This is a genomic window from Nonomuraea angiospora (assembly GCF_014873145.1).
Lineage (GTDB): Bacteria > Actinomycetota > Actinomycetes > Streptosporangiales > Streptosporangiaceae > Nonomuraea > Nonomuraea angiospora.
Window position 1 is genome coordinate 6,011,810 of sequence record NZ_JADBEK010000001.1, and the last position, 26,103, is coordinate 6,037,912.

The window sequence follows — 26,103 nt, forward strand, 5'->3', positions numbered from 1 at the left end:
GGCACCGGCAGGTGCGACGCCGGGTCCGGGAAGTTCGGCGAAGACTGATCGCCGGGTGAGCGCCCCGCCGCTTCAGAGGAGGTGGCGGGGCGCTGGCCGGAACCGGCGGATCTCCGCCCCCAACCCCCGCAGCGACTCGACCGGCACCTCGATCTCCGTCCACGGAGGCGTGAGATCCGTGTCCGTGTAGCGCGGCACCACGTGAACGTGGAAGTGGAAGACGCTCTGCCACGCGGTCTCGCCGCTCGCGTGCCACAGATTGACGCCCCTCGCCCCCAGCGCGCCCGCGAGGCGGCGCGACACCTCCACGGTGGCCCGCATGACGTGGGCCGCCTCGTCGGGCGGGATGTCCGCCAGATCCCGGTGATGCGCTCTCGGCACGACGAGCGTGTGCCCTCTGGTGGCCGGGGCGAGGTTGAGGAAGGCGATCGTGTGGTCGTCCTCGTGGATCGTCTGCGAGGGCTCGACGCCTTCGACGATCCGGCAGAAGACGCACGCGGCCTCGGTGTCCGTCACGGATCACGATGCTCGCAGCCCGCCCGAACCCCGCTCAACCGGTTATCCGGCCTCGCGCTCGAACAGGCGGTGGAGGAGCGCGCCCTGGCCGGACTGGAGCACGTGGCCGTGCTCGAGCGGGATCCAGAAGCACTCGAAGCGCGTGGGCGGCCCGTTTCCGTCATGGTCCTCGCTGCTCGCCCACCGATCCGGGGTCTCTTCGTGCAGGGCCAGCTGGAAGACGTGGCGGCGTTGCAGCTCGGCGCGGTAGGGGGTGAGGTCGTACTCGGCCATCCCGAGTTTCCGCACGACGGTGAAGTCGTGGAGCCCGGTCTCCTCCCGCGCCTCCCTGAGCGCGGCGTCCCGAGGGTCCTCCCCTTCCTTGACCGTCCCCGCGGGGACCTGGACGCCCACTTCCTCGGGGCTGTAGTCGACGTGGCGGAACACGAGCAGCTCGGCATCGCGGACGATGTAGCACAGGACCTTGTCGCGGATCGTTCTGTCAGGCATATGCGATGATCGCATAGCGCTCGTCGCGCACGGGACCGCCCCAGAGGTCGGCGTCGTCGCTGAGCGGCTCCACGCGCAGGTCGGACACCAGCGGGCGGACGGCCGCGGCCAGGTCGGCGGCGCCGAGGCCACCGTTCCAGGGCAGCGATCCGGCGCCCTCCACATAGGGCTGCCCGGTCTCCCGCCAGCGTCCCTCCACCAGCACGAGCCTGCCGGACGGGCGCAGGCGGCAGGTCCACTCGCGCAGCGCCGCCTCGGGGTCGGGCAGGGTCCACACCAGGTGCCGGCAGAGCACCACGTCGAAGCGGTCGTCGCCGGTGGGCGGGGTGGCGGCGTCGCCGACCAGGAAACGCCCCGCGAGCCCGGCGGACGACAGCTTGGCGCGGGCCTGCTCGATCATCCGCGGCGCCACGTCCACGCCGGTCACCCGGTGCCCGGCCGCGGCCAGCAGCATGGACAGGGACCCGGTGCCGCAGCCGACGTCGAGCACGTCGGCCGGCTGGGCCGGGGTCCAGGCGCGCAGGCGGCGGTCCCAGGCGGCACGCGTGCGGTCGGCCCGCAGGCCGTGGTCCGGCTCCTCGTCGAAGGTGGGCGCCGCGGCGTCCCAGTAGCCGGTGATCGCGGAGGTGAGATCGGACATGGGCCCGATCCTCTCAAGCGCCACCGACAATCCCGCCGTCATGCCACGGTGATGACGACCTTGCCCCGGGCGTGGCCCCGCTCGACGTAGCCGATCGCCTCGGGGACCTCGCTCAGCGGGTGGGTCCGGTCGATGACCGGCCTGATCTTCCCCGCTTCGAGCAGGTCGCGCAGGGCGACGAGGTCGTCCGTGCTCTCGTCGACCACGTATCCGGCGAGCAGGCTCTGCCGTACGAAGAGGGAGGACAGCATCACGTGGACGATGCGGGTCATGACCCCCACCCAGCGCCCGCCCTTGTCTCCGCTGTTGTGCAGATAGATCCCCTGAGGGGCGAGCGCGCGCCTGCAGTCCGCCAAGGAGCGGTTGGCCACGTTGTCGAGGATGACGTCGTAGCGCTCGCCGCCGCGCGTGAAGTCCTCCTTGGTGTAGTCGACGACGTGATCGGCCCCGATCGAGCGTACGATCTCCACGTTGCCCGGCCCGCACACGCCGGTCACCTCGGCGCCCAGAGCCTTGGCGATCTGCACCGCGAACGGCCCCACCCCGCCCCCGGCACCGTTGACCAGCACCTTCTGCCCGGCCCTGACCCGGCCTTTGTCGCGGAGGGCCTGTAACGCGGTGACGGCCGCCACCGGCACGGCCGCCGCCTCCTCGAACGTCAGCCCGGCGGGTTTCCGCACCACGAACCCCTCCGCCGGCACGGCCACGTACTCGGCGAACGCGCCGCGGCAGAAGCCGTACACCTCGTCTCCGGGCCGCAGCGCGGTGACGCTCCTGCCCGCGGCCACGACCTCCCCGGCCAGGTCGGCGCCCAGCAGGTGGGACTTGGGGCGGGTCAGCCCCGCCTGCGCCCTGAAGATGTAGGGCAGGCCGCGCAGGAGGTGCCAGTCCCCCGCGTTGACGGAGGCCGCCCGGACGCGGACCAGCACGTCGTCGTCGCCGATCTCGGGCTTGTCGACGTCCTGGAGCTCGATGACGTCGGGCGAGCCGTAGGAGTGGTAGCGGATGGCCTTCATGGCGATGCTCCCTCGTCAGAGACTTAGGTCATGTGTAAGATTCTTCTTACACATGAAAGACGGTAACACTCACCGATCGCCATCGACAATGCTCACCAATCGGTAGCAATTGCTAACCTATGGACATGGAGCCATGGCCGCAGAAAGATCAGATAGCCGCGGCGCTACGCCAGATCAGCGCCGGGTTCGCGGCGCTGGCCGATGCGATCTCGGCCGATCCGGCTCGACCCCCAGCAGACAGCCGGCATCGGGCGCTCATCGCCGAATGGGGGCGCGCCGGCCTGACCAGGGCTGAAGCCAGCGCGTTGTTCCGCAAGCACGGCTTCTCCCCCCAGGCCGCCGGCGGCTGGGCCCGCGGCGACTGGCTGGAGGTCCGCGACGACGGCCGCCGCTATCTCACCGACCGTTCGCTGCACTGGCTGGCCGAACAAGGAGCCCCCGATGACCCACAGCCCCGTGACTGAGCCCTTCAGCGTCCGCCTCGAGGTCCGCGTTTACGAGATCGACCCACAGCTCCACCTCAACGGCGGCTTCTACATCCAGTACGCCGACCACGCCCGCTTCGCCTGCGTCCGCGCCGCCGGGGTGTCGGTCGAGGACCTGCTCGCCGGCGGCCTCGGCCCCGTCAACCTCGAGAGCGTCATCAAATACCACCGCGAGCTGCGCGGCGGGGACGAGGTGGACGTCACCTGCGAGTGGGAGTGGAGCGGCGGGAAGACCTACCGGGTGCGCCATCTCCTGCGGCGCGCGGACGGCACCGTGGCGGCCGAGGTGAGCCACGTGAGCGGCCTGCTGGATCTGAAGGCCCGCCGGCTGATCGCCGACCCCGAGCGCGAGTGGCGCAGGAGGGCCACCAAACCCGAACTCCTGGGCCTCATGCCCTAGAACGGCCGCCCTTCTTGCCGAAGTCGAATCTGCGCCACCATTCCGGTCACAGGTCAAGGTTCGGCCCCAGATCTACGCGCTATACCTGGAAGAACTCCAGATGACCGTATCCCTTCCAGGAGCCCGCGTCGCCTGTCAGGACAGGCCAACCCCGATCCATCGCGAGATAAGCAGTGTGGGCGTGGTGAACGGGCACTTCAAAGGGTCGCACGGCATGGCGGGCCTGCCGCGTGACGCGGAAGATTTCTTGGCCGGCGAAATCCTGAACCACACATGATCGGAACCCGTACAGCCACATGAGCTTCTCCGGCTCCGGGTCGCCGAGGATGGCGGCTTGGGCGAGCGCGGTCACAGGCAGGAGCAGAGTGTGACCGTCCTCGGTGAGCACTTCGAGTGCCGTTCGCGCGTCTGCCCCGTCTTGGTCGTCGGCGAGAAGGCGGAGGATGGCCGTGAGGTCAGCCACGTATCCCGCGATCACGCGACGTCGGCCTTCTTCGCTGCGGCGGCCTGCTGAGCGGCGTGCATCCGCCGCCGGATGTCGTCCTTGCGCTGGTCGTAACCTTCGGGGTCAACGGCCCGATCCTTTGCGATGAGGCGGGCGAGACGTTCGCGTGACGCGCGGTCGGCGTCGGCGCGCTGCTGGGCCAGATCTGCGAGGAACCCGGATACGGTGGTGCCGGATTGCTCGGCCATGACCTTGACTTCTTCGTACAGATCGTCCGGCAGGCTGATCGAAAACTTCTGAGTCACACCAAGACCATACCTTGGTACGACCACGGCCGTCCCGTCAATCGCAGGGGGTGTGACCCGTCCCCAAGCTCCGATTCGAGGCGTCGTTCGAGCTGTCCGTGGTCGAGAGAACCACCTTCTGACGTGCGAGCTTGCGGGCTACCTTCTCAGCTCCCACACCATCAGCGCGAATATCGGTGCTCCCGGCAGGGGTTGCGTTTCTCGCCCACTCGCCGCCACCCCCACTTGCGGTGGGCGGCCACAGCCGGGGCCGCCGCGGGCAGCACGGTCAAGGTGGCCCGTTCCCCGGGCCGCGCGGATCAACAGTTCATGGGTGGTTTGGGCCACCTGGCTTCGCCGCCACGGGGTGCGCACCACAACCGCCATCAAGCACGTGCCCGCCGGCTCCATCACCGAGTAACAGGGCAACGGGTGGGTGCGCCCGGCTCACCTACGCCGACGCCCCACCCGTACCCCGAAAAACTGGCTACGCCTTCAGCCAGCTCATCATCGGACGCAGCTTGGCGCCCGTCTTCTCGATCGGGTTCTCGGCCAGCTCGTCGCGGTAGCGCTGGAACTCCTTCTGGCCGCCGTCGAACTCCTCGACGAGCTGCCGGGCGAAGGTGCCGTCCTGGATCTCGCCCAGGATCCGGCGCATCTCCTGACGGGTCTCGTCGGTGATGACGCGCGGGCCGCGGGTGTAGCCGCCGTACTCGGCCGTGTCGGAGACCGACCAGTACATCTTCGAGATGCCGCCCTCGTACATGAGGTCGACGATCAGCTTCATCTCGTGCAGGCACTCGAAGTAGGCGACCTCGGGCTGGTAGCCCGCCTCGATCAGGGTCTCGAAACCGGCCTTGATCAGCTCGGACACGCCGCCGCACAGCACGGCCTGCTCGCCGAACAGGTCGGTCTCCGTCTCCTCGGTGAACGTCGTGCGCAGCGCGCCGGCGCGGGTGCCGCCGATGCCCTTGGCGTACGACAGCGCCAGGTCCAGCGCCTTGCCCGAGGCGTCCTTCTCGACGGCCACGAGACACGGCACGCCGCGCCCGGCCTCGAACTGGCGGCGCACGAGGTGGCCGGGGCCCTTGGGGGCGACCATGCACACGTCGACGCCCTCGGGCGCCTCGATGAGGCCGTAGCGGATGTTCAGGCCGTGGCCGAAGAAGAGCGCGTCGCCCTCGACCAGGTTGGGGGCGACGTGCTCGGCGTACAGGTGGCGCTGGATGTGGTCCGGCGCGAGGATCATGGTGAGGTTGGCCTCCTCCACCGCCTCGGCCGGGGTGACGACCCGAAGCCCGTCGTTCTCCGCCTTCTCGCGGCTCTTGGAGCCCTCCGGCAGGCCGACGCGCACGTCCACGCCGGAGTCACGCAGGGAGAGCGCGTGGGCGTGGCCCTGGCTGCCGTACCCCAGCACGGCCACGTGGCGCCCCTGGATGATCGACAGGTCGGCCTGGTCGTCGTAGTAGATCTCGGTCACTTGCTAAAACCTTTCAGGCGGTACGGTCCAGTGCCCTGAGGGACCGGTCGGTGATGGAACGGGCGCCGCGGCCGATGGCCACCATGCCCGACTGGACGAGTTCTTTGATCCCGAACGGCTCGAGGACCTTGACGAACGCCTCGAGCTTGTCGGGGGTGCCGGTGACCTCGATGGTCACGGCGTCGGCGGCCACGTCGACGCAGCGCGCGCGGAAGAGGTTGACCAGCTCCAGCACGTGGGAACGGCTGTCGGCGTCGGCCTTGACCTTGATCAGCATCAGCTCGCGCTGGACCGACTGCGACGGGTCGAGCTCGACGATCTTCAGGACGTTCACCAGCTTGTTGAGCTGCTTGGTGACCTGCTCAAGCGGCAGCTCCTCGACGCTGACCACGATGGTGATGCGCGAGATGTCGTCGTGTTCGGTCTGCCCCACTGCCAGCGAGTCTATGTTGAAGCCCCTTCGGCTGAACAACGCGGACACGCGTGCCAGTACGCCCGGCTTGTTCTCGACAAGCACCGACAGAGTATGCCTACTCATCCTCGTTCTCCCACTTGGGCGCCATGTCACGGGCGATCTTGATGTCGTCGTTGCTGGTGCCTGCCGCGACCATGGGCCAGACCATCGCGTCCTGGTGGACGACGAAGTCGACCACGACGGGCACGTCGTTGATCTCCATGGCCTTCTTGATCACGGCGTCCACGTCCTCGGCACGCTCGCACCGCAGGCCCACACAACCATAGGCCTCGGCCAGCTTGACGAAGTCGGGGATGCGGCGGACCGTCTGCAGGTCGGTGTTGGAGTAGCGCTGGTCGTAGAAGAGCGTCTGCCACTGGCGGACCATGCCGAGGTTGCCGTTGTTGATGATGGCGATCTTGACCGGCACGCCCTCCAGGGCGCAGGTGGCCAGCTCCTGGTTGGTCATCTGGAAGCAGCCGTCGCCGTCGATGGCCCACACCGTGGATTCGGGGCGGCCCATCTTGGCGCCCATCGCGGCCGGGACGGCGAAGCCCATCGTGCCGAGGCCGCCGGAGTTGATGAACGTGCCGGGGTTCTCGTAGTCGATGAACTGCGCGGCCCACATCTGGTGCTGCCCGACCCCGGCCACGTAGTACGTGTCGGGCCCGGCGATCGCGCTCAGCCGCTCCATGACGTACTGGGGCGCCAGCGTGCCGTCCTCGTACGTCTCGTAGCCCAGCGGGTACGTCTGCTTGTAGCCGTTGAGCGTCGTCCACCACTCGGTGTAGTCGCCCTTCTGGCCGGACGCCTCGATCACGGCGACCAGGTCGCCGATGACCTCCTTGCAGTCACCCACGATCGGCACGTCGGCGTGGCGGTTCTTGGAGATCTCCGCCGGGTCGATGTCGGCGTGCACGACCTTGGCGTACGGGGCGAACGACCCCAGGTCGCCGGTCACCCGGTCGTCGAAGCGCACGCCCAGCCCGATGAGCAGGTCGGCCTTCTGCAGCGCGCCCACGGCCGACACGCTGCCGTGCATGCCCGGCATGCCCATGTGCTGCGGGTGGCTGTCGGGGAACGTGCCGCGCGCCATCAGGGTGGTGACGACCGGGATGCCGGTCAGCTCGGCCAGCTGCAGCAGCTCGGCGGAGGCATGCGCCTTGTGGACGCCGCCGCCGACGTACAGGACCGGCCGCTTGGACTCGGCGATCAGCTTGGCGGCCTCGCGGATCTGCTTGGAGTGCGGCCTGGTGACCGGGCGGTAGCCCGGGAGCTGCATGGTCGGCGGCCAACTGAAGGTGGTGTCGGCCTGCAGCGCGTCCTTGGAGATGTCCACGAGCACCGGGCCGGGACGGCCGGTGGAGGCGATGTGGAAGGCCTCCATGATCGTGCGGGGGATGTCCGCTGGGTCCGTGATCAGGAAGTTGTGCTTCGTGATCGGCATGGTGATGCCGGAGATGTCGGCTTCCTGGAACGCGTCCGTGCCGATGGCCGCGCTGGCCACCTGGCCGGTGATCGCCACGATCGGCACCGAGTCCATGTACGCGTCGGCAATCGGCGTCACCAGGTTGGTGGCACCGGGGCCGCTGGTGGCCATGCACACCCCGACCTTGCCGGTCGCCTGCGCGTAGCCCTCGGCCGCGTGACCGGCGCCCTGCTCGTGGCGTACGAGCACGTGCCGGACCTTGGTCGAGTCGTAGAGAGGATCGTAGGCCGGCAGAATGGCACCGCCCGGGATCCCGAACACTGTGTCGACTCCAACGTGCTCCAGCGCCCTCACCAGGGCCTGTGCACCTGTCATCCGTTCGGTCATCGGCTCGTTCCTTGCGTGGCTACTCGCTTAAGGACATAAAAAATGCCCCTTCCCACCGGGACGGCGGGACTGGGGCGGCGCGCAGGTCGTCGTGCTTCGCTATCGGCCTGCGCGCCGGCGAAGTACTACGAGAATCTCACTGCGAAGCATGACCTACACCATAGCCGCACTGAATGCCCTGGTGCCAACTTCGTGGACACATGTCTCAAACAGTGAGACTCGTACGCATCAAGGAGTCGACCCCGCGCGCCGCCATCGGCCGTGCGACCAGGAAGCCCTGGCCCTTCGTGCACCCCATCCGCTTGAGCAGATCGAGCTGTTCGGGACGCTCTATCCCCTCTGCGACCACGATAAGCCCGAGGTCGTGACCGAGCCGCACGATCGTACGGGTGAGCAGCGTCAGCGTGTCGTCGTTGCCCAGCCCCGACACGAACGACGGATCGATCTTGATCATGTCGACCGGGAGCTGCCGCAGGAACGCGAGCGAGGCGTAACCCGTGCCGAAGTCGTCGATGGCCAGCCGCACCCCGAGCGCCCGCAGCTCCGACAGCCGCTTGATCGTCTCCTCGGCGTCCTCGACCAGCATCTCCTCGATCACCTCAAGGGTGAGCGCGGAGGCCGGCAGCCCGCTCTCGGCCAGCGCCTCCTCGACCGTCTCGACGAAGCGCGGCGCGGTGATCTGGCGGGCCGACAGGTTGAGCGACAGCCCGATGTCCCAGGACGAGGCCCGCCAGGCGGCCACCTCGCGGCACGCCTCGCGCAGGATCCACTCCCCCAGCGGCACGATCAGCCCGGTGTCCTCGGCCGGGCCCAGGAACTGCTCGGGCGGCACGAACACCGACCCGCGCCACCACCGCACCAGCGCCTCCACCGAGGTCACCCGCGACGTGGCCAGATCGACGATCGGCTGGTACTCGATCGCGAACTGCTGCTCGATCAGCGCCCGCTGCAGGTCGGCCGCCAGCTCCAGCCGGCGCACCACGTCGGCGTGCATCTGCGCGGCGAACACCTCCACCCGCCGCCCGCCCAGCTCTTTGGAGCGCGCCATCGCGACATCCGCGTTACGGATGAGGTCGCCGGCCGGCATGTCGTCCTCGGTGAAGGCCACGCCCACGCTCGCGGTCAGCGCCACGTCGCGGTCGGCGACGCGGAAGGGCTCCTGCGAGACCGCGCGTACGAGCCGCTCGGCCAGATCGACCGCGACCTGCGCCTCGCCGCCCGTCTCCACGAGCACCGCGAACTCGTCGCCGCCCCACCGGGCGAGCGTGTCGTCGGCGCGTACGGCGCCGCGCAGCCTGCGCGCGGCCTGCCCGAGCAGGTAGTCGCCGCTGGCGTGGCCCACCGAGTCGTTGACCGAGGTGAACCCGTCGAGGTCGAGGAAGATGACCGCGACGTTGGCCGCCCCGGTGCCGGCGGTGCGCCCCGAGAGCACCTCGCGGGTGCGCTCCTCGAAGTAGGAGCGGTTGGGCAGCCCGGTGACGCCGTCGTGGAAGGTCAGGTGGGCGACCTGGTTGCGCAGCGCCTCCTCGTCGCTGACGTCCCTGGTGGTCACCAGCAGCAGCTCGTCGCCGCCGACGTGGCGGGTGGCGACCGACTCGGTGGGCCGCCACGTGCCGTCGGCCGCGCGCACCCGGCAGGCGATCAGGCAGGCCCCGGGCGCGGCGTTGTCCTCGTCGAGGTGCATGGCGCGCAGCGCGACCTGGATGCCGGGGACGTCCTCCGGGTGGATGTAGTCGAAGATCGACCCGCCGACCACGTCTTCGGGGCAGTAGCCGTACGTGACCTCGACCCCGGCGTCGATCTCGCGCACCACGCCCTCGTAGTCGCACAGGAAGACCACGTCGCCGGTGCTCTGGGCGAGCTCCCTGAGCTGCCGCTCACCGAGCTTGACCAGGCCGCGCAGGCGCATGTTGGTCGCCGAGACGAAGAACAGGCGGACCAGCAGGAGCAGCACCACGGAGACCGCGACCACCACGACGCCGGTCACGGGCCGCTCGGCCCCGCCGCCCACCATGTGGGCGAGCAGCGTGCAGGCGGCCACGGCGACCAGCCCCAGCGGCACCAGCGCGACCACACCGCCGACGGCGGACCTGCCCGCCGCGCCCGGATGCGGACCCCACGGGATGGCGGCGAGCAGCAGGAACGCGACGGGCGCGAGCATGACGGTCCAGATCTGCGGATCGCCGCCGTCGAGCCGGGCGACCCCGGCCGCCAGGCCCGCCACGGTCATGGTGGCCAGCACGCCGACGCCCGCCAGGCCGAGCGGCCAGGAGGAGGCCCGGCTCGTCAGCACCGACGGGATCACGGCGCACGTCACCAGCAGCGCGATCATCGGCGGCAGCATGACCAGCGTGAACGCCGCCGGGTCCGCCGCGTCGTCGTAGACGTGCCGCAGCGCGGCCACCCAGCCGATCAGGAAGAGTGAGGCGGCGCACAGGTAGGCGTCGGTGACATGCCGTAAAACGACCCTGGCCGGGAATCTGCGGTCGGCGGCGATCAGCGCGCCTCCCGCCGTCACCACGGTGCCGAGCAGCACGCACAGGTCGGCGAAGCTGACCAGGAAGCTCTCGGCGAACGGGCGCAGCGCCACGCCGGCGGCCCAGATGACGGCTCCGCCGCCCATCCAGCGCGCGCCCAGCGCGGTCGGCCGGTGCCCGGCCGACTTCACCGAGGCGAACAGCAGCGAACCGGCCGCGATCAGCGCCGCGAGCCCGCCGGCGACAGCGCCGGTGAGCAAGGCCTCACCGCGTATGCCGAGCGCGGCGGCGAAGGCCACCGCGCCTGCCGCCGCCGCGGCGGTCAGCGGCACCCGTGGGTCACGCCAGCGGATCACAGTCGTTGCCCATCCCGTCTCGAACCCTGCACCTGCGACCGCCGAAGCCCGGTCGATCACTTCGCCAGTGTGTGCGCTCGTGGGTGCGCGGGTGGTGACAACGCCGATGTCGTCACCGATCTGATAACCACACAGACCAATTTCCGCCAAGAGATCCTTGACAGCGAGTCAGGACCTCCCCGCAAAGGCAACCGTACGCACCGAAGGTCACGGACCAGCCACTTTCCGGGATCCTCTCAGTACGAGTCGGTGATGACGTTGACCAGCGGTTCGCCTGCGAGATAGCGCAGCAGCTGGGCGCGGATCAGGCGCAGCATGCGCCGCCCCGACGCGGGGGTGCTGCCCGCGACGTGCGGAGTGATCAACAGGCCCGGAGCGCTCCAGAGGGGGTGGCCCTCGGGCAGCGGCTCGGGCGCGGTCACATCCAGCGCGGCGCGTAGCCTACCGTTTTTGAGCTCCGCGATCAGCGCGTCCGTGTCGACGATCCCGCCCCTGGCGGCGTTGACCAGCACGGCGCCGTCCTTCATCCGCGCCAGGAAGGCCGCGTCGACCATGCCCGCGGTGTCGGCCGTGGCGGGCACGAGCAGCACCACGACGTCCGCCTCCGGCAGCAGGGCGGGCAGCTCGCCCATGGCGTGCACGCCGTCGCGGGCGCTCCTGGCCACGCGTACGACCTCGACCTCGAACCCCTCCAGCCGCCTCTCCAGCGCGGCGCCGATGGAGCCGTGGCCGACGATGAGCACGGTCGAGTCGGCCAGCACGTCGGTGTGGTGGTAGGTCCACTCGCCCCTGCGCTGCGCGTCCACGAACCCGGGGAACTCCCGCAGCACCGCGATCATCGCCCCGACGGCCCACTCGGCGGTCCCGGCGTCGTGCACGCCGCGGGCGTTGCACAGCACCGCGCCGTCCGGCAGGTGCGGCCGGTACGGCTCCACACCCGCGGTGACGGTCTGCACCAGCCGCAGGGAGCTCATCCTGGCCAGCGTGCCCGGCACGTCCGGCACGGTGACGAGCGGCGGGATCCAGACCTCCACCTCCTCGATCCCTTCCGGCATCGGGGCCGTGCCATCGTAAACGGCACATTCAACCCCAGGCAGGTCGGACAGAACATCAGCCACCGAATCGGACGGAACCCAGGTCTTCATGCCGAGAACCTTATGACTGCAAGGGAAGTATGGAACACATGAGGAAGCTCTGGACGATCATGCTCATGGCCGCTCTCACCGCCTGTTCCAGCGGTCTGGCCGGCGGCGGGGAGGTGACGCCGACCGCCACCGCGCCGGCCGGGTCCGGGCCGGGAGAGCCGAGAGACGTGGTGACGGGGCTGGCGGTGCCGTGGGCGATCACGTTCCTGCCCGGAGGCGACGCGCTGGTCACGGAGCGTGACACGGCCAGGCTGCTCCGCGTGACCCGGGACGGGAAGGTGACCTCGCTGGGCACGGTCCCGGGGGTGAGCCCGGCCGGCGAGGGCGGGCTGATGGGGGTGGCGGCAAAGGATCAGCAAATATTCCTTTACTACACCGCGGAACAGGACAACCGGATCGTCCGCTACCGGCTCACCGGCGACCGCCTCGGCGACGAGCGGGTCCTGGTGCGGGGCATCCCCAAGGGCGCGATCCACAACGGGGGGAGGCTCGCGTTCGGACCCGACGGGTTCCTGTACGCCTCCACGGGCGAGACCGGCGAGGACCAGCTCGCCCAGCAGCGGGACTCACTGGGCGGCAAGATCCTCCGCATGACCGTGGACGGGACCCCCGCGCCCGGCAACCCGTTCGGCACGCTCGTCTACAGCTACGGCCACCGCAACGTCCAGGGCCTCGCCTGGGACCCGTCCGGCCGCCTGTACGCGTCGGAGTTCGGCCAGAACACCTATGACGAGATCAACCTCATCAAGGCGGGGGGCAACTACGGATGGCCTGAGGTCGAGGGGCGCAGCGACGACTCGCGCTACGTGAACCCCATCGTCACCTGGTCCACCGACGAGGCCTCGCCGTCGGGGATGGCGTACGCTAACGGCTCGCTGTGGGTGGGGGCGCTGCGCGGGACCCGGCTGTGGCAGGTCCCGCTGGCGGCGGACGGGTCGGCGGGCAGGCCCGTCGCCCACTTCACCGGCCGCTACGGCCGCCTGCGCGCCGTCACCGCGGCCCCGGACGGCACGCTGTGGGTCGGCACCAGCAACAAGGACGGGCGCGGCTCCCCACGGCCGGGCGACGACCGCATCCTCTCGGTCCCGCTCTCCTGACGCCGCCTCAGAGGCCCCCAGACCCGAGCACAGGCCCTGGGGGCTCCGAAGTGCCAGTGACGGGGCCCGGCACCGCCCAGGGCGGCCCTGGGACGGTGAGCGTCAGCTGCAGGTGATCTGCGTCTGGGGCCGGTACTTGGTGGTCAGCTTCTTGTCCTTCTTGACCACCTTGCCGTCCTGGTGGAACACGCGGGTCACGTCGATCGTGAACCCCTGCTCCCCCACCGTCGGCAGGCACCCGGGCGCCGAACTGGTCTCGGTCCGGAACGGCCGGACGTCCCGCTTCTCGGACGTCACCGCCTCCACCTCGTCGTACCGCTTGGTGCTCCACAAGGTGACCGTCACCGACGTCTCCGTGAAGGCCGTCTTGATCAGCACGCCGAAATCGGAGTCGTTGCGCCACTTCAGGTCCGTGTCCGGATAGAGCAGCGCCACGTCCCGCCCCGGCGGGTAACGGGGGGCGTAGTAGTCCATCGGCTGGTGCTCGACCAGGTCGAACCCGCCGAAGAAGGCGGCGTTGTACATGGTCGTGGCGAACTGGGAGACCCCGCCGCCGACGATGCTCACCATCCGCCCGCCGACGATCTGCCCCGCCTCGACGTACCCGTCCTCGACGGTGCGCTCGCCCACGACATCGTTGATCGAGAACGTCTCCCCGGGCTTCACCAGGCGCCCGTCGAGCTCCTGCGCCATGCGCTGGATGTTCTTGACGCGAGGCTGGCCGGCGTCGAACGACGTGGTGAACGCGCCCACGGTCTCCTTGACCCCGAGGTCGCGTACCTGCTCGGTCGCGACGGTGGGGGCGACGGCGCCCAGCCTGACCGGGATCGTCCGGCTGCCGCCCTCGTCGAACAGCCGCTCGGCGTCCCTGGCCAGCAGCTTGTCGTTGACGCCCCGCCCCGTGCGGGCGGGCACCAGGACCGGCTTGCCGTTCACGATGTCGTACGTGGCGTCACGCGGCTGCTGGGCCGCGTCCACCAGGCTGCTCTCCAGGGCGGCCAGCACCGCCTTGACGTCGAACTGGGGCGCGAGCCCGCCGGCGCCGTCGGATGTGTAGGTCAGGTTGGCGGCGATCATGGCCGGGGGGATCTGCGCCTGCTTGCCGCCGACGGTCAGCGTGACGGGCGCGGAGACGGCCTGCTTCGCCTTGGTGAGGGCGGTCTCGACGGCCTCGGCGGTGGTGACGGGCTTGGCCGGCCTGAGGGTGAGCACGACGTTGCCGCCGCCCTGAAGGAAGGCGTCGCCGATCCGGCGCACCGCGTCCTCCCGGTCGAGCAGCACGCCGTCCTCGGGCTGGCGGGCCTTCGGCTCCAGCCCGGTGAAGCTCACCCGGCCCTCGCGGGGCTTCTTGTCGGCGGCCTCGGCCAGGCCCTCGACGGTCCTGGACAGCTGCGAGGAGTCGAGGTTCACCTTGGGCTGGAGCTCGGTCCTGCCGGTGAGGCCCCGCCACACCTCCAGCGGACTCGGGAACCCGCTGGGCGCCTGGCCGATCGTGCCGACCACGTCGAGTTCGAGGCCGGCCTCGTCGGACTGGATGGTCTCCTTGCGGCCGGCGATGTCGACCACGACCGGGCGGCTCAGCCGGGTGGCGAGCTGGTTGCGGAGCTTGTCGGCCGCCTGCGTGACGGTCAGCCCGCCGATGTCGACGCCGGAGACGTGGGTGCCGCGCAGGACGGAGCCCGACATGAGCACGGCGGGCACCACGTACGCCAGCGCCGCGAGCACCACGACGCACACCAGCAGCGCCGGCAGGAGGCGGCGCTTGCGCGGCGGCTCGGGCTCGTACGAGGTCGGCCGCTCCGAAGGGGAGCCGAACACGGGCGCGGGCGGGGTCGGCGGTTGCCTGCCGTTCACCGGCCATGGCTGCGCCGGCGGCGCCACAGGGGGCAGCGCACCGCCCGAGGGACCGCCCGGGGCGCTCGGGCCTTGGGCCGGCCGGGGTTCCTGCCTGTCCGTGGGGCCGAAGATGTCCCGGGAGACCCCCGGGGGCAGTCCTTCGATCCGCGGCTTCTTGGAGACGCCCTGGGCGGGTAACGGCACCGAGGCGAACGGGTCGGTCGGTGATTCGATCGGTCCGGCGTTACGCACGCCTCAATCTCCTCCCGGTCCGCAGCCAAGTCTCAGGCAACAGTAAGGCACGCGGATCCGCATATGTCACGGGAAATGGCTACGGAAGTGTGTCAACCTAGCCACCGGTAGCGATGCTCCGGTCGGCCGGCGGTGCCGTAACGGGGCCGGAACTCGGCCTGCCCGGCCACGCAGAGGTATTCGAGATAGCGGCGCACGCTCACCCTCGACAGGCCCGTGAGCTCGGCCGTCTCGGTCGCCGACAGGTCGCGGCCCGCCTCGCGGAGGGTCTCCGCGACCAGCTCGCACGTGGCCGCCGACAGCCCCTTCGGCATGGGCGCGGACGTCTTGGGGCTCCCGAAGAGCCGGTCCACGTCGTCCTGCCGCGCCTCGGGACCGATGGCGGTCAGGCGCCTGCGGGTGTCGGCGTACTGCTGGAGCCGGTCGGTCAGCGCGGCGGCGGTGAAGGGCTTGATGAGGTAGTTGACGGCGCCGCCGCGCATGGCCTCCCTGACCGTGGGCACGTCGCGGGCGGCGCTGATCATGAGGACGTCCACGCCGTGGAGCTGCTTGAGCACCTCAAGTCCCGACATATCGGGCAGGTAGATGTCGAGCAGCACGAGGTCCGGGCGCAGCTCGGCCGCCGCGGCGAGCGCGTCGGCCCCGCTGTGCGCGACCGACACCACCCGGAATCCGGGTACGCGCGCCACGTAGCCGCTGTGGATGCGGGCGACCATGAAGTCGTCGTCCACCACCATCACCCGGATGTCACTCATGACCGCACCTCATCATGCGCGGGCCTCGCCGGGAGCAGGGCCGTGAAGACCGCGCCGCCCGAGTTCCGTACCCGTACCCAGCCGCCCCGGCGCAGACACGCCTGCCGGGTCAGCGCCAGCCCGAGCCCGCGCTGCCCCGACCGGGCGGCCTTGGTGGTGAACCCCTCCCTGAACACCTCTTCCACCAGGTCGGGCGCGATGCCCGGCCCGGAGTCGCCCACCCGCACGCGCAGCCCGTCGGCGTCGGCCTGCACTGACACCTCGATCGTGCCCTCGGCGCCGTCGAGCGCGTCGATGGCGTTGGCGACCAGGTTGCCGACCACGAGGACCGCGTCCTGCGGGTCGCCGAGCAGGCCCTCGGGGACGGCGGAGTCCTCCGACAGCACGAGCCGGGCGCCCCGCTCGGCCGCCTCGGCGGACTTGGCCAGCAGCAGGGCGGCCAGGGTGGGGTCCTGGACGCGTTCGCGCAGGTCGGTGGCGTAGGTGCCGCGGGTGGTGCGGGTGATGAAGGTGATGGCCGCCTCGTGCTCGCCCAGCTCCAGCAGGCCGACGACGGTGTGCATGCGGTTGGCGAACTCGTGCGCCTGAGCCCGCAGCGCCTCCGTCGCGCTGCTGGTGTCGTGGAGCTCACGGGCCAGCCGGGTCAGCTCGGTGCGGTCGCGCAGGGTGACGACCCAGCCGCGGTGCTGGCCGCGTACCGAGACCGGGGTGCGGTTGAGCACCAGCACGCGCTCGCCGTGCAGCACGACGCGGTCCTCGCCGGGGTCGGCGCCCCCGAGCACGTCGCGCATGCGCTCGGAGACCGGCATCTGCGTCAGGTCCTCGCCGACGTTGCCCAGGAGCTCGCGGGCGGCGTCGTTGACCAGCGTGACGCGGCCGTTGAGGTCGAGCGCGAGCACGCCCTCCTTGACGCCGTGCAGCACGCCCTCGCGCTGCTCCAGCAGCGCGGCGATCTCGCGCGGCTCCAGCCCGAACGTCTGCCTGCGCACCCGCGCGGTGATCACCGCGGCTAGCGTGAGGCCCGCCAGCAGCACGGCCAGCGCCGTCCAGACCAGCGGCGGGAGCGCGGCGCCGAGCTGGCCGACGACCGTGGTCTCCAGCACGCCGACCGAGACCAGTCCGATCACGCTGCCGTATTCGTCGCGGATGGGGGCCTTGCCCCTGACCGTGGTGCCGATCGTGCCGGTCTCGGTGCCGACCCAGCTCCTGCCCGTCTTGAGGACGGTGGTGCCGTCGGTGGACAGCTGCTTGCCGATCAGCAGGGTGTTGGGGTGGGCGTAGCGCTTCTGCTCGGCGTTGGCGATCACGACGTAGTCGGCGCCGGTCTCGTGCTGCACGCTCATGGCCAGCGGCTGCAGGACCGACTCCGGATTCTTCAGCTTGAACGCTTCCCGAACCTGTGGGAGCCCGGCCACGGACTGCGCGATGGCCAGCGCCCGCTGCTGGTGCAGCGAGTCGAGCTGGTCGCGCGTGTGTTCGGCCCACACCCCTGCGGTGCTCCCGACGGCGAGGATCACGATCACCATCTGGAGCACGAACAGCTGGGTCCCGAGGGAGGCGTCACGGACGCGTCTCACGCTGCACATGGAAACAAACGCAGGTCACGGCCAGGTTGCGACCAATACGACCACTATGACGGCAAGCGTGCAAAGCCTCGACGCGGGCGGGACGGGGCTTCACGATCCCAGTTTTACAACCGTGAAACACCCCCTGGAGTGATCATGCGCTTGCGCGTATTCGCCGCCCTCGCGGCATTCTCCCTCACCGCGCTGACCGGCTGCGGCGAGTCAGGCACCGGCACGTCCGCCAGCGGCTCCCTGCGGATCATGGCTCCGGCCTCCCCCGGCGGCGGCTGGGACCAGACCTCCCGCATCGCGGAGCAGGCGATCAAGGCCGCCGACTCCAAGCGGAAGGTCGAGGTCTACAACGTGCCCGGCGCGGGCGGGACGATCGGCCTGGCGCAGCTCGCGGGCGAGAAGGGCAACGGCAACCTGCTGATGACCATGGGCCTGGTCATGGTGGGCGCCATCGAGCAGAACAAGTCCAAGGTCACCCTGGCCGAGACCACTCCGATCGCCAAGCTGACCGAGGAGTACGAGATCGTCGTCGTCCCGGCCGAGTCGCCGTACAAGTCGCTCGCCGACATGGTGGCGGCCTGGAAGGCCGACCCGAAGAAGGTGTCGATCTCGGGCGGGTCCGCGGGCGGCACCGACCACATCGTGGCCGGCCTGATGGCCAAGGCCGCGGGGGTCGACCCCAAGCAGGTCAACTACATCGCCCACTCCGGCGGCGGCGAGGCGCTCAACGAGCTGCTCGGCAACAAGGTCAGCGCGGGCATCTCGGGCGTGGCAGAGTTCGCGGAGCACGTGAAGTCCGGCAAGCTGCGCGCCCTCGGCGTGACCTCCGCCGAGCGGATCCCCGGCCTGGACGCGCCCACGCTGAAGGAGGGCGGCCTGGACGTCTCGCTGGCCAACTGGCGCGGCTTCGTCGCCCCCGGCGGTCTGTCCGACGCCGACAAGAAGGCGCTGACCGACCTGGTCACCAAGATGCACGACTCGCAGCCGTGGAAGGACGCGGTGACCAAGAACGGCTGGATCGACTCGTTCCAGACCGGGCAGCAGTTCACCGACTTCCTGAACTCCGAGCAGACCCGGGTCAAGGGCATCATCGCCGAGATGGGGCTCGTTTCCTGATGGCTCGCTGGTGGCGGCCCGAGCTCGGGCTGGCGGTCGTGGTGCTGGGCCTGGGCGTGCTCGTCGTGATCGGGACGCTGGACGTCTCCGCGGCGGCCTCCCAGCTCGGCATCGGGCCCCGTTTCTTCCCCATGCTGGTGGGCGGCGCCATGGTGCTCATCGGCCTGTTCTACGTGGCCGACGTCCTCCGCGGCGGCCACGGCGACCCTGAGGAGAGCGAGGACGTGGACGTGGAGGCGCCCACGGACTGGCGCAGCGTCGGACTGGTCAGCGGGATCTTCCTGGCGTTCACGGCGCTCCTCAACGTGCTCGGCTGGATCATCGGCGCGAGCCTGCTGTTCTTCGGGCTGTCGCTGGCGCTCGGGGCCGAGCACAAGGCGCGCTCGGCCGTGATCTCGGTGGTCGTGGGGCTCGCCACGTACCTGCTGTTCGTCAAGGGCCTCGGCGTGTCGCTGCCCGGCGGGCTGCTGGCGGGGGTGATCTAGGTGGAGTCGCTCCAGCTCCTGCTCGACGGCTTCGCCGCCGCGCTCACCCCCGTCAACCTCCTGTACGCGCTCGTCGGCGTCACGCTCGGCACCCTGGTCGGCGTGCTGCCCGGCATCGGGCCCGCGATGACCGTGGCGCTGCTCCTGCCGATCACGTTCACCGTGCCGCCGGCCAGCGCGTTCATCATGTTCGCGGGCATCTACTACGGCGGCATGTACGGCGGTTCGACCACCTCCATCCTGCTCAACACGCCCGGCGAGTCCTCGTCGATGATCACGGCGCTGGAGGGCAACAAGATGGCCCGGCGCGGCCGGGCGGCGCAGGCGCTGGCCACGGCGGCCATCGGCTCGTTCGTGGCCGGGACGATCGCCACGGCGCTGCTGGTCGTGGCCGCGCCCGCCGTGGTGAGCTTCGCGATCTCGTTCGGCCCCGAGGACTACTTCGCGCTGGCGATCCTGGCCTTCACCGCCGTGTCGTCCGTGCTGTCCCGCTCGATCGTGCGCGGCCTGGCCTCCCTGGGCCTCGGGCTGGTGATCGGGCTCGTCGGCATCGACCAGCAGACCGGCCAGGCCCGGCTCACCATGGGCATCCCGCAGCTGCTCGACGGCATCGACGTCGTGATCGTCGCGGTCGGGCTCTTCGCGCTCGGCGAGGCCCTCTACGTGGCCTCGCGGCTGCGCCACGATACGCCCGAGGTGGTGCCCGTCGGCCGGGCGTGGATGGGGCGCGCGGACTGGCGGCGCTCCTGGTTCCCGTGGCTGCGCGGCACGGCGCTGGGCTTCCCGTTCGGCGCGCTGCCCGGCGGCGGGGCGGAGATCCCCACCTTCCTGTCGTACGCGGCCGAGAAGCGGCTGGCGCGCGGGGCCGCCCGCGAGGAGTTCGGCAAGGGGGCCATCGAGGGGGTGGCCGGGCCCGAGGCGGCCAACAACGCCTCCGCCGCGGGCACCCTGGTCCCGCTGCTGACCCTGGGCCTGCCCACGTCGGCGACGGCCGCGATCCTGCTGGCCGCCTTCCAGCAGTACGGGCTCCAGCCCGGGCCGCAGCTGTTCGACCACAACCCGGCGCTGGTGTGGGGCATGATCGCGTCGCTGTTCATCGGCAACACGATGCTGCTGGTGCTCAACCTGCCCCTGGCGCCCCTGTGGGCCCGCGTCCTGCGGATCCCCCGCCCGTACCTGTACGCCGGGATCGTCCTGTTCGCCGCCCTCGGCGTCTACGCCCTGAACGGCACCGTCGTGGACCTCGTGGTCCTGTACGTCCTGGGTCTCCTGGGCTACGCCATGCGCCGCTTCGGCCTGCCGGTCGCCCCCGCGGTGATCGGCATGATCCTGGGCCCGATGGCGGAGATCCAGCTCCGCCGGGCCCTGGCGATCGGGGCGGGCGACGTGACGGTCCTCGTCCACAGCCCGGTCGCCGTGGTGCTGCTGGTCCTGGCCGCCCTGGCGCTGCTCACGCCGGTGTTCAGGTCGCTGTCGGCCCGGCGGCGTCAGGTCACGCCGGTCGATTGACGGGCTCACGAGCTGGTTCCGCCGGTGCGACCGGATCGGCGGAACCGCTCGCGGCCCGGCGCCCGAAAGACCGGGTCGCGAAAGACCGGGGCGCGACCGCCAGCCCGGCCAGCGCCATGACCAGGGTGGCCGCGAACACCGTCCAGTAGCCCGAGTGGGCCGCCGTGAACAGCGCGCTGGTGACGGCCACCGCCACCACCGAGAACACCGACTCGCCCACCTGCAGCGCCGAGCTGTTCCTGCCCTGCTCACCGGGCGCCGACAGCTCCAGCGTCAGCACCGACAGCGTCGGGTAGAGCAGGCCGATCCCGAAGCCGGTGACGATCCACGCCGGGTAGGCCAGCGCCACCGGCACCGCGGTGAACGTCACCGTGCCCATGAGCGCGATGCCCAGCGCCAGCATGGCCGAGCCCAGCCGCAGGTTCGTCACCTGGCTGAAGGTCTCGCGGCCCTGCAGCCACGAGGCGAACGACCAGGTCAGAGAGCCTCCCATGAGCACGAGGCCGGCCGCCAGCGTCGACAGGCCGCGCGCCTGGATCAGCATGAGCGGCACGATCACCTCGGCCGCGAAGAACGCGCCGGAGGCCAGGCCGCGCAGCCCCACCACGGCCGGCAGCCCGCGGGCGGCGCGGAGCGTGCCGGCGGGAAGCAGCCTGGGCAGCGCCACGAGCAGCACCGCCAGGCCCGCGACCAGCAGCACGAGCCGGCCGTCGCTGCCGTACTGCATGAGCCCGGCGCCCACGGCCGTCACGACCGCCCAGCCGATCTTGCCCGCCAGGCCGGGCTCGGCCTCGCTCTGCCCACCGGCCAGGGGCTGGCCGGCCAGTCCGCGCAGCAGGACTAGGCCGCCCGCCACCGTCATGATCGGCACCAGCAGGAACACCCAGCGCCACCCGAGCGTCTCGGTCACCACCCCCACGATCGCCGGCCCCGCCATCGAGGGCACCACCCACGCGGTCGCGAAGAGGGAGAAGATCCGCGGATGCAGCTCCTCGGGGTAGACCCGGGCCACCACGACATAGAGCGCCACGCTGACCAGCGCGCCACCGAACCCCTGCAGGAACCGGCCCGCGATCAGCATCTCCATGCTCGGCGCCAGCCCCGCCACCGTCAGCCCGCCGACAAAGCCCGCCACCCCGGTCCACAGGGGCGCCAGAGGGCCGCGTACGTCCGCCCACCGGCCGCCGAGCACGGTGCCCACCACACTGGCCGCCATCGCCCCGCTGAAGGCCAGACCGTAGAGCTCCAGCCCGCCGAGCTCCTTGGCCACGACCGGCATGGCGATCGCGACCGCCATGTACTCGAAGGCCACGAGCGACACCATCGCCACCAGGCCCGCCGTCAATGCTTTTCTCTTCATGCCCCGAACGCTATGAAACCCCGCCTCCCGGCGCCTCCAGCGCCGGTCCTAGCCGGGCCCGGCAATTGGACCTAGGACCCGGCGCCAAGGCTGAGGGCCTCGCCGTCGGAACGGCGAGGCCCTCCTTGTCTGCCCGTGTTACTCGGAGACGCCCAGCTTCTCCAGGATCAGCTGGCGGGCGCGGGCCGCGTCGGCCTTGCCCCTGCTCGCCTTCATCACGCCGCCCACCAGGGCGCCGGCCGCGGCGATCTTGCCGGACCTGACCTTCTCGGCCGCGTCGGCGTTGCCGGCCAGCACCTGGTCGATGATGGCCAGCAGCTCGCCCTCGTCGCTGACGATCTGCAGGCCGCGCTTGTCGACCACCTCGTCCGGCGTGCCCTCACCGGCCAGCACGCCTTCGAGCACCTCGCGCGCCAGCTTGTCGTTGAGCGCGCCGGAGGCCACCAGCTCGGTCACCCTGGCGATCTGCGCCGGGCTGATCGGCAGGTCGGCCAGCGCGGCGCCGGTCTCGTTGGCGCGTCTGGCCAGCTCGCCCATCCACCACTTGCGCGCGTCCGCCGCCGGGGCGCCCGCCGCGACCGTGGCCTCGACCAGGTCGATCGCGTCGGCGTTGTGCATGGCCTGCATGTCGAGGTCGGACAGCCCCCACTCGGCCTGCAGCCGCTTGCGCCTGACCGACGGCAGCTCGGGCAGGGCCGCCTTCAGCTCCGCCACCCAGGCGGTGTCGGGCGCGATCGGCACCAGGTCGGGCTCGGGGAAGTAGCGGTAGTCCTGCGCCTCCTCCTTGGACCGGCCGGACGTGGTGGTGCCGGTGTCCTCGTGGAAGTGCCGGGTCTCCTGAATGATCTTCCCGCCGTCGGCCAGCACGGCCGCCTGACGCTCGATCTCGCTCCGCACGGCCCGCTCGACGCTGCGCAGCGAGTTGACGTTCTTGGTCTCCGTACGGGTGCCCCACTCGGAGGAGCCGCGCGGCATGAGCGACACGTTGACGTCGCACCGCAGCGAGCCCTCCTCCATGCGCACGTCGGAGACGCCGAGGGAGCGCATGATCTCGCGCAGCTCGGTGACGTACGCCTTGGCCACCTCGGGCGCGAGCCGGTCGGTGCCCGGGATGGGCTTGGTCACGATCTCGACCAGCGGGATGCCGGCGCGGTTGTAGTCGACGATCGAGTAGTCGGCCCCGTGGATGCGCCCGGTCGCGCCGCCCACGTGGGTGGACTTGCCGGTGTCCTCCTCCAGGTGCACCCGCTCGATCTCGATCCGCACGGTCTGCCCCTCGACCTCGACGTCGACATAGCCGTCGAAGCAGAGCGGCTCGTCGTACTGCGAGATCTGGTAGTTCTTCGGCATGTCCGGATAGAAGTAGTTCTTCCGGGCGAAGCGGCACCACTCGGCGATCGAGCAGTTGAGCGCCAGGCCGATGCGGATGGTCGACTCGATGGCCGCGGCGTTGGCCACCGGCAGCGACCCGGGGAACGCCAGGCAGGTCGGGCAGACCTGCGTGTTGGGCGGAGCGCCGAAGGTGGTCTTGCAGCCGCAGAACATCTTCGACCTGGTGCCCAGCTCGACGTGCGTCTCCAGGCCCAGCACCGGCTCGAACCGGTCGAGCGCTTCGTCATAGACCATGGTCATAGCGACGGGGCCTCCTTCAGCAGCGGGCCGCCCCAGCGGCTCTCCAGGGCCTTCTCGACGGCCGCGCCGACGCGGTAGCAGCGGTCGTCGGCCAGGACCGGCGCCATGATCTGCAGGCCGACCGGCAGGTTGTCCTCGTCGGCCAGGCCGACCGGCACCGACATGGCCGCGTTGCCCGCCAGGTTGGACGGGATGGTGCACAGGTCGGCGAGGTACATCGCGATCGGGTCGTCGGCGCGCTCGCCGATCCCGAACGCCGTGGTCGGCGTGGTCGGCGACACCAGCACGTCAACCTGCTGGTAGGCGGCCTCGAACTCGCGGGAGATGACCGTGCGCACCTTCTGCGCCTGGCCGTAGTAGGCGTCGTAGTAGCCGCTCGACAGCGCGTACGTGCCGAGCATGATGCGCCGCTTGACCTCGGCGCCGAACCCGGCGGCCCTGGTCAGCGCCATGACCTCCTCGGCGCTGCGGGTGCCGTCGTCGCCGACGCGCAGGCCGTAGCGCATGGCGTCGAAGCGCGCCAGGTTGGACGAGCACTCCGACGGCGCGATCAGGTAGTAGGCGGGCAGCGCGGTCGTGAACGACGGGCAGGAGACCTCGACGACCTTGGCCCCGAGCGACTCCAGGAGCTGCACGGCCTCGTGGTAGCGGGCCAGCACGCCGGCCTGGTAGCCCTCGCCGGCGAACTCCTTGACGACGCCGATCCGCATGCCGGCGATGTCGGGGTTCTTCGCGGCCTCGACCACGCTCGGCACGGGCGCGTCGATCGAGGTGGAGTCCATCGGGTCGTGCCCGGAGAACGCCTCGTGCAGCAGCGCCGCGTCGAGCACGTTGCGGGCGAACGGGCCCGGCGTGTCGAGCGAGCTGGCGAACGCGATGAGCCCGTAACGGGACGAGCCACCATAGGTGGGCTTCATGCCCACGATGCCGGTCACCGAGGCCGGCTGCCGGATGGAGCCGCCCGTGTCGGTGCCCGTGGACAGCGGCGCCTCGTACGCGGCCACGGCGGCGCTGGAGCCGCCCGACGAACCACCCGGGATCTTCGTCAGGTCCCACGGGTTGCGGGTGACCTGGTACGCCGAGTTTTCCGTGGAGGAGCCCATGGCGAACTCGTCCAGGTTGGTCTTGCCCAGGAAGACCAGCCCCGCCTCGCGCAGCCGCGCGGTGACGGTCGCGTCGTACGGCGGGCGCCAGCCCTCGAGGATCTTGGACGCGGCCGTGGTCGGCATGTCGCGCGTGGTGAAGATGTCCTTGTGCGCGATCGGCACGCCGGCCAGCGGGCCGAGCTTCTCGCCCGCCCTCAGCCTGGCGTCGACGGCCCGCGCCTGCTCCAGCGTCGTCTCGCGATCGATGTGGAGGAACGCCTGGACCTTGGGCTCGACCTCGGCCATGCGGTCGAGATGCGCCTCGGCCACCTCGACGGCCGACACCTCGCCGCCGGCGATCATCGATCCCAGCTCGGCGGCGGTCTTTCTGATCAGACTCATGCCTCCTCCCCAAGGATGCGCGGCACCCGGAAGCGGTCGTCCTCGACGGCGGGCGCGCCGGAGAGCGCCTGCTCGGGCGTCAGGCACTGTCGTACCTCGTCGGCACGGAAGACATTGGTCAGCGGAAGCGCGTGCGACGATGGCGGCACGTCCTCGGCGGCGACCTCGGCCACCTTCGCAACCGCTTCGATGATGGCATCGAGCTGGGTGGCGTAGTGGTCGAGTTCGTCGTCGGTGAGCGCCAGCCTGGACAACCGGGCCAGGTGTGCGACCTCGTCGCGGGTTATGGCGGACATGAGTCGTGTAACCCGTTTCGTGGATGGAGTCTTTGGACAATGCCATCCTAGGGGGCTTGACGTGGCAGCCCCGAACCGATTAACCGCCCCGAAACGAACCTCACCCTGCTCCCGCTCGTTATCCCCTCGGGGACAGGGGGTCGGCTGTGGAGCGCAACGGCTGCGGCACGGGATGCCTGGTGGTGCTCACCGTGGTGACGATGCCCTTGGTGCTCATCGTCGGAGTGTTGCTGTCGGCCGCCACCGTGTCCGCTGCCGAGCTGGAGTACCGCGCCGCACACGGCGAGGGCACGACGGGCACCTTCACGGCGACGGACCTGGACTGCTCGGGCCGCGGCCCCTGCCGCTGGGAGGGCGTCTTCGAGTCCTCCGCGCGAACCCGGCAGGACGCCTGGATCTACGGGTACGGGCCCCTCGACCTGTCCGAGGGCGACCGCGTGCCCGCCCTGGACGCGGGCCACGACGTCAAGGTGTTCCGCCCGGGCGCCTACGACTGGCCCGGCGTGCTGCTGCTGTCCGCCCTCTCGCTCGCCACCCTGCTCTTGCCCGCCTACGTGCTCCTGCGCGTCCTGCGCAAGCGACCGGCGGCCGGCTCAGGCTGACCTCGGGCTGGTGGCCACGAAAGCGCTCGCCGTCGCCGTCCGGATCAGGCTGACCGGCTGACCTCGGGCTGGTAGCCACGAAAGCGCTCGCCGTCG

25 protein-coding genes are annotated in these 26,103 nt (G+C 70.7%); 7 read left to right on the forward strand and 18 right to left on the reverse strand.

The annotated features are described in order from the left end of the window. Positions 1–72 precede the first annotated feature (72 nt). Genes H4W80_RS27030 through H4W80_RS27045 form a run of 4 tightly spaced genes read right to left on the reverse strand, consistent with a single transcriptional unit; the run spans position 73 to position 2,661 of the window. Positions 73–516 carry an HIT family protein gene (locus H4W80_RS27030; protein ID WP_192787651.1) on the reverse strand — a complete coding sequence of 148 codons (444 nt, stop codon included), beginning with the start codon at positions 514–516 and terminating at the stop codon, positions 73–75. Between the two features lie 42 nt (positions 517–558). Beyond that, entirely contained in the window at positions 559–1,005 is a 447-nt protein-coding gene (locus tag H4W80_RS27035) for an NUDIX hydrolase (RefSeq protein WP_192787652.1), read from the reverse strand. Further along, entirely contained in the window at positions 998–1,645 is a 648-nt protein-coding gene (locus tag H4W80_RS27040) for a class I SAM-dependent methyltransferase (RefSeq protein WP_192787653.1), read from the reverse strand. Before H4W80_RS27040 ends, H4W80_RS27035 begins: the two co-directional genes overlap by 8 nt. Before the next feature lie 38 nt (positions 1,646–1,683). Next, positions 1,684–2,661: an NAD(P)-dependent alcohol dehydrogenase gene (locus H4W80_RS27045; protein ID WP_192787654.1), complete on the reverse strand. Its 978-nt coding sequence runs from the start codon at positions 2,659–2,661 to the stop codon at positions 1,684–1,686. A gap of 125 nt (positions 2,662–2,786) precedes the next feature. Between H4W80_RS27045 and H4W80_RS27050 the strand changes: the two genes are divergently transcribed. Together H4W80_RS27050 and H4W80_RS27055 are read left to right on the forward strand one after the other, a co-directional pair. Beyond that, positions 2,787–3,125 (forward strand): hypothetical protein, encoded by a 339-nt coding sequence (locus H4W80_RS27050; protein ID WP_192787655.1) that lies wholly within the window; start codon positions 2,787–2,789, stop codon positions 3,123–3,125. Next, the gene (locus H4W80_RS27055) at positions 3,103–3,546 is read left to right on the forward strand and encodes an acyl-CoA thioesterase (RefSeq protein WP_225963683.1); all 444 of its coding nucleotides are present in this window, start codon (positions 3,103–3,105) and stop codon (positions 3,544–3,546) included. Before H4W80_RS27050 ends, H4W80_RS27055 begins: the two co-directional genes overlap by 23 nt. A gap of 79 nt (positions 3,547–3,625) precedes the next feature. On the opposite strand, the gene H4W80_RS27060 is transcribed toward H4W80_RS27055, so the two are convergent. The 7 genes from H4W80_RS27060 to H4W80_RS27090 form a co-directional block, all read right to left on the reverse strand. Next, positions 3,626–4,024, reverse strand: coding sequence for a hypothetical protein (locus H4W80_RS27060; protein ID WP_192787656.1), 399 nt, complete (start codon positions 4,022–4,024; stop codon positions 3,626–3,628). Beyond that, positions 4,021–4,296, reverse strand: coding sequence for a ribbon-helix-helix domain-containing protein (locus H4W80_RS27065; protein ID WP_192787657.1), 276 nt, complete (start codon positions 4,294–4,296; stop codon positions 4,021–4,023). Before H4W80_RS27065 ends, H4W80_RS27060 begins: the two co-directional genes overlap by 4 nt. Before the next feature lie 466 nt (positions 4,297–4,762). Continuing rightward, entirely contained in the window at positions 4,763–5,746 is a 984-nt protein-coding gene (ilvC, locus tag H4W80_RS27070) for a ketol-acid reductoisomerase (RefSeq protein WP_192793756.1), read from the reverse strand. A gap of 22 nt (positions 5,747–5,768) precedes the next feature. Continuing rightward, complete coding sequence (gene ilvN, locus H4W80_RS27075) at positions 5,769–6,293, reverse strand: acetolactate synthase small subunit (protein ID WP_192787658.1); 525 nt, start codon at positions 6,291–6,293, stop codon at positions 5,769–5,771. Further along, the gene (locus H4W80_RS27080) at positions 6,286–8,025 is read right to left on the reverse strand and encodes an acetolactate synthase large subunit (RefSeq protein WP_192787659.1); all 1,740 of its coding nucleotides are present in this window, start codon (positions 8,023–8,025) and stop codon (positions 6,286–6,288) included. The genes ilvN and H4W80_RS27080 overlap by 8 nt, the downstream gene beginning before the upstream one ends. Positions 8,026–8,230: 205 nt before the next feature. Beyond that, positions 8,231–10,858 carry a putative bifunctional diguanylate cyclase/phosphodiesterase gene (locus H4W80_RS27085; RefSeq protein WP_318787076.1) on the reverse strand — a complete coding sequence of 876 codons (2,628 nt, stop codon included), beginning with the start codon at positions 10,856–10,858 and terminating at the stop codon, positions 8,231–8,233. Positions 10,859–11,094: 236 nt separating this feature from the next. After that, complete coding sequence (locus tag H4W80_RS27090; protein ID WP_225963684.1) at positions 11,095–11,913, reverse strand: 2-hydroxyacid dehydrogenase; 819 nt, start codon at positions 11,911–11,913, stop codon at positions 11,095–11,097. 128 nt (positions 11,914–12,041) lie between these two features. On the opposite strand from H4W80_RS27090, the gene H4W80_RS27095 reads away from it, so the two are divergent. Further along, positions 12,042–13,100, forward strand: a complete 1,059-nt coding sequence (locus H4W80_RS27095) for a PQQ-dependent sugar dehydrogenase (RefSeq protein ID WP_192787661.1) — start codon at positions 12,042–12,044, stop codon at positions 13,098–13,100. Between the two features lie 102 nt (positions 13,101–13,202). Here H4W80_RS27095 and H4W80_RS27100 read toward each other — a convergent pair whose 3' ends face one another. The 3 genes from H4W80_RS27100 to H4W80_RS27110 all read right to left on the reverse strand — a co-directional run bounded on the left by H4W80_RS27100 (position 13,203) and on the right by H4W80_RS27110 (position 17,529). Next, on the reverse strand, positions 13,203–15,188 hold the full coding sequence (locus H4W80_RS27100; protein ID WP_192787662.1) for a VanW family protein: 1,986 nt from the start codon (positions 15,186–15,188) through the stop codon (positions 13,203–13,205). 92 nt (positions 15,189–15,280) lie between these two features. Then, positions 15,281–15,943: a response regulator gene (locus tag H4W80_RS27105; protein ID WP_192787663.1), complete on the reverse strand. Its 663-nt coding sequence runs from the start codon at positions 15,941–15,943 to the stop codon at positions 15,281–15,283. Then, positions 15,940–17,529: an ATP-binding protein gene (locus H4W80_RS27110; RefSeq protein WP_192787664.1), complete on the reverse strand. Its 1,590-nt coding sequence runs from the start codon at positions 17,527–17,529 to the stop codon at positions 15,940–15,942. The genes H4W80_RS27105 and H4W80_RS27110 overlap by 4 nt, the downstream gene beginning before the upstream one ends. Positions 17,530–17,664: 135 nt before the next feature. On the opposite strand from H4W80_RS27110, the gene H4W80_RS27115 reads away from it, so the two are divergent. From H4W80_RS27115 to H4W80_RS27125, 3 genes are read left to right on the forward strand one after another with little or no spacing between them, the layout of a single operon-like run. Beyond that, on the forward strand, positions 17,665–18,636 hold the full coding sequence (locus H4W80_RS27115) for a Bug family tripartite tricarboxylate transporter substrate binding protein (protein WP_192787665.1): 972 nt from the start codon (positions 17,665–17,667) through the stop codon (positions 18,634–18,636). Beyond that, entirely contained in the window at positions 18,636–19,121 is a 486-nt protein-coding gene (locus tag H4W80_RS27120; protein ID WP_192787666.1) for a tripartite tricarboxylate transporter TctB family protein, read from the forward strand. Before H4W80_RS27115 ends, H4W80_RS27120 begins: the two co-directional genes overlap by 1 nt. Then, on the forward strand, positions 19,122–20,630 hold the full coding sequence (locus H4W80_RS27125) for a tripartite tricarboxylate transporter permease (protein WP_192787667.1): 1,509 nt from the start codon (positions 19,122–19,124) through the stop codon (positions 20,628–20,630). On the opposite strand, the gene H4W80_RS27130 is transcribed toward H4W80_RS27125, so the two are convergent. The 4 genes from H4W80_RS27130 to gatC form a co-directional block, all read right to left on the reverse strand. Then, positions 20,614–21,990: an MFS transporter gene (locus H4W80_RS27130; RefSeq protein ID WP_225963685.1), complete on the reverse strand. Its 1,377-nt coding sequence runs from the start codon at positions 21,988–21,990 to the stop codon at positions 20,614–20,616. The genes H4W80_RS27125 and H4W80_RS27130 overlap by 17 nt on opposite strands. 138 nt (positions 21,991–22,128) lie before the next feature. Beyond that, positions 22,129–23,616, reverse strand: coding sequence for an Asp-tRNA(Asn)/Glu-tRNA(Gln) amidotransferase subunit GatB (gatB, locus tag H4W80_RS27135; protein ID WP_192793758.1), 1,488 nt, complete (start codon positions 23,614–23,616; stop codon positions 22,129–22,131). A 2-nt stretch (positions 23,617–23,618) separates the two neighbouring features. Next, complete coding sequence (gatA, locus tag H4W80_RS27140; RefSeq protein ID WP_192787668.1) at positions 23,619–25,109, reverse strand: Asp-tRNA(Asn)/Glu-tRNA(Gln) amidotransferase subunit GatA; 1,491 nt, start codon at positions 25,107–25,109, stop codon at positions 23,619–23,621. After that, positions 25,106–25,405, reverse strand: coding sequence for an Asp-tRNA(Asn)/Glu-tRNA(Gln) amidotransferase subunit GatC (gene gatC, locus H4W80_RS27145; RefSeq protein ID WP_185068184.1), 300 nt, complete (start codon positions 25,403–25,405; stop codon positions 25,106–25,108). The genes gatA and gatC overlap by 4 nt, the downstream gene beginning before the upstream one ends. Positions 25,406–25,551: 146 nt before the next feature. Here gatC and H4W80_RS27150 point away from each other — a divergent pair, with 146 nt between their 5' ends. Further along, a complete protein-coding gene (locus tag H4W80_RS27150) occupies positions 25,552–26,007 on the forward strand; it encodes a hypothetical protein (RefSeq protein WP_192787669.1) in 456 nt (151 codons plus the stop codon). Positions 26,008–26,103 lie beyond the last annotated feature (96 nt).

What these genes read in the sequence shown, in the direction of transcription:
- ilvN (WP_192787658.1), bottom strand. Translation starts at nt 6,293, where the DNA reads ATGAGTAGGCATACTCTGTCGGTGCTTGTCGAGAACAAGCCGGGCGTA.
- gatA (WP_192787668.1), bottom strand. Translation starts at nt 25,109, where the DNA reads ATGAGTCTGATCAGAAAGACCGCCGCCGAGCTGGGATCGATGATCGCC.
- H4W80_RS27045 (WP_192787654.1), bottom strand. Translation starts at nt 2,661, where the DNA reads ATGAAGGCCATCCGCTACCACTCCTACGGCTCGCCCGACGTCATCGAG.
- H4W80_RS27130 (WP_225963685.1), bottom strand. Translation starts at nt 21,990, where the DNA reads ATGAAGAGAAAAGCATTGACGGCGGGCCTGGTGGCGATGGTGTCGCTC.
- H4W80_RS27110 (WP_192787664.1), bottom strand. Translation starts at nt 17,529, where the DNA reads ATGTGCAGCGTGAGACGCGTCCGTGACGCCTCCCTCGGGACCCAGCTG.
- H4W80_RS27040 (WP_192787653.1), bottom strand. Translation starts at nt 1,645, where the DNA reads ATGTCCGATCTCACCTCCGCGATCACCGGCTACTGGGACGCCGCGGCG.
- gatC (WP_185068184.1), bottom strand. Translation starts at nt 25,405, where the DNA reads ATGTCCGCCATAACCCGCGACGAGGTCGCACACCTGGCCCGGTTGTCC.
- H4W80_RS27105 (WP_192787663.1), bottom strand. Translation starts at nt 15,943, where the DNA reads ATGAGTGACATCCGGGTGATGGTGGTGGACGACGACTTCATGGTCGCC.
- H4W80_RS27090 (WP_225963684.1), bottom strand. Translation starts at nt 11,913, where the DNA reads ATGCCGGAAGGGATCGAGGAGGTGGAGGTCTGGATCCCGCCGCTCGTC.
- gatB (WP_192793758.1), bottom strand. Translation starts at nt 23,616, where the DNA reads ATGGTCTATGACGAAGCGCTCGACCGGTTCGAGCCGGTGCTGGGCCTG.
- H4W80_RS27095 (WP_192787661.1), top strand. Translation starts at nt 12,042, where the DNA reads ATGAGGAAGCTCTGGACGATCATGCTCATGGCCGCTCTCACCGCCTGT.
- H4W80_RS27055 (WP_225963683.1), top strand. Translation starts at nt 3,103, where the DNA reads ATGACCCACAGCCCCGTGACTGAGCCCTTCAGCGTCCGCCTCGAGGTC.
- H4W80_RS27080 (WP_192787659.1), bottom strand. Translation starts at nt 8,025, where the DNA reads ATGACCGAACGGATGACAGGTGCACAGGCCCTGGTGAGGGCGCTGGAG.
- H4W80_RS27050 (WP_192787655.1), top strand. Translation starts at nt 2,787, where the DNA reads ATGGAGCCATGGCCGCAGAAAGATCAGATAGCCGCGGCGCTACGCCAG.
- H4W80_RS27035 (WP_192787652.1), bottom strand. Translation starts at nt 1,005, where the DNA reads ATGCCTGACAGAACGATCCGCGACAAGGTCCTGTGCTACATCGTCCGC.
- H4W80_RS27120 (WP_192787666.1), top strand. Translation starts at nt 18,636, where the DNA reads ATGGCTCGCTGGTGGCGGCCCGAGCTCGGGCTGGCGGTCGTGGTGCTG.
- H4W80_RS27115 (WP_192787665.1), top strand. Translation starts at nt 17,665, where the DNA reads ATGCGCTTGCGCGTATTCGCCGCCCTCGCGGCATTCTCCCTCACCGCG.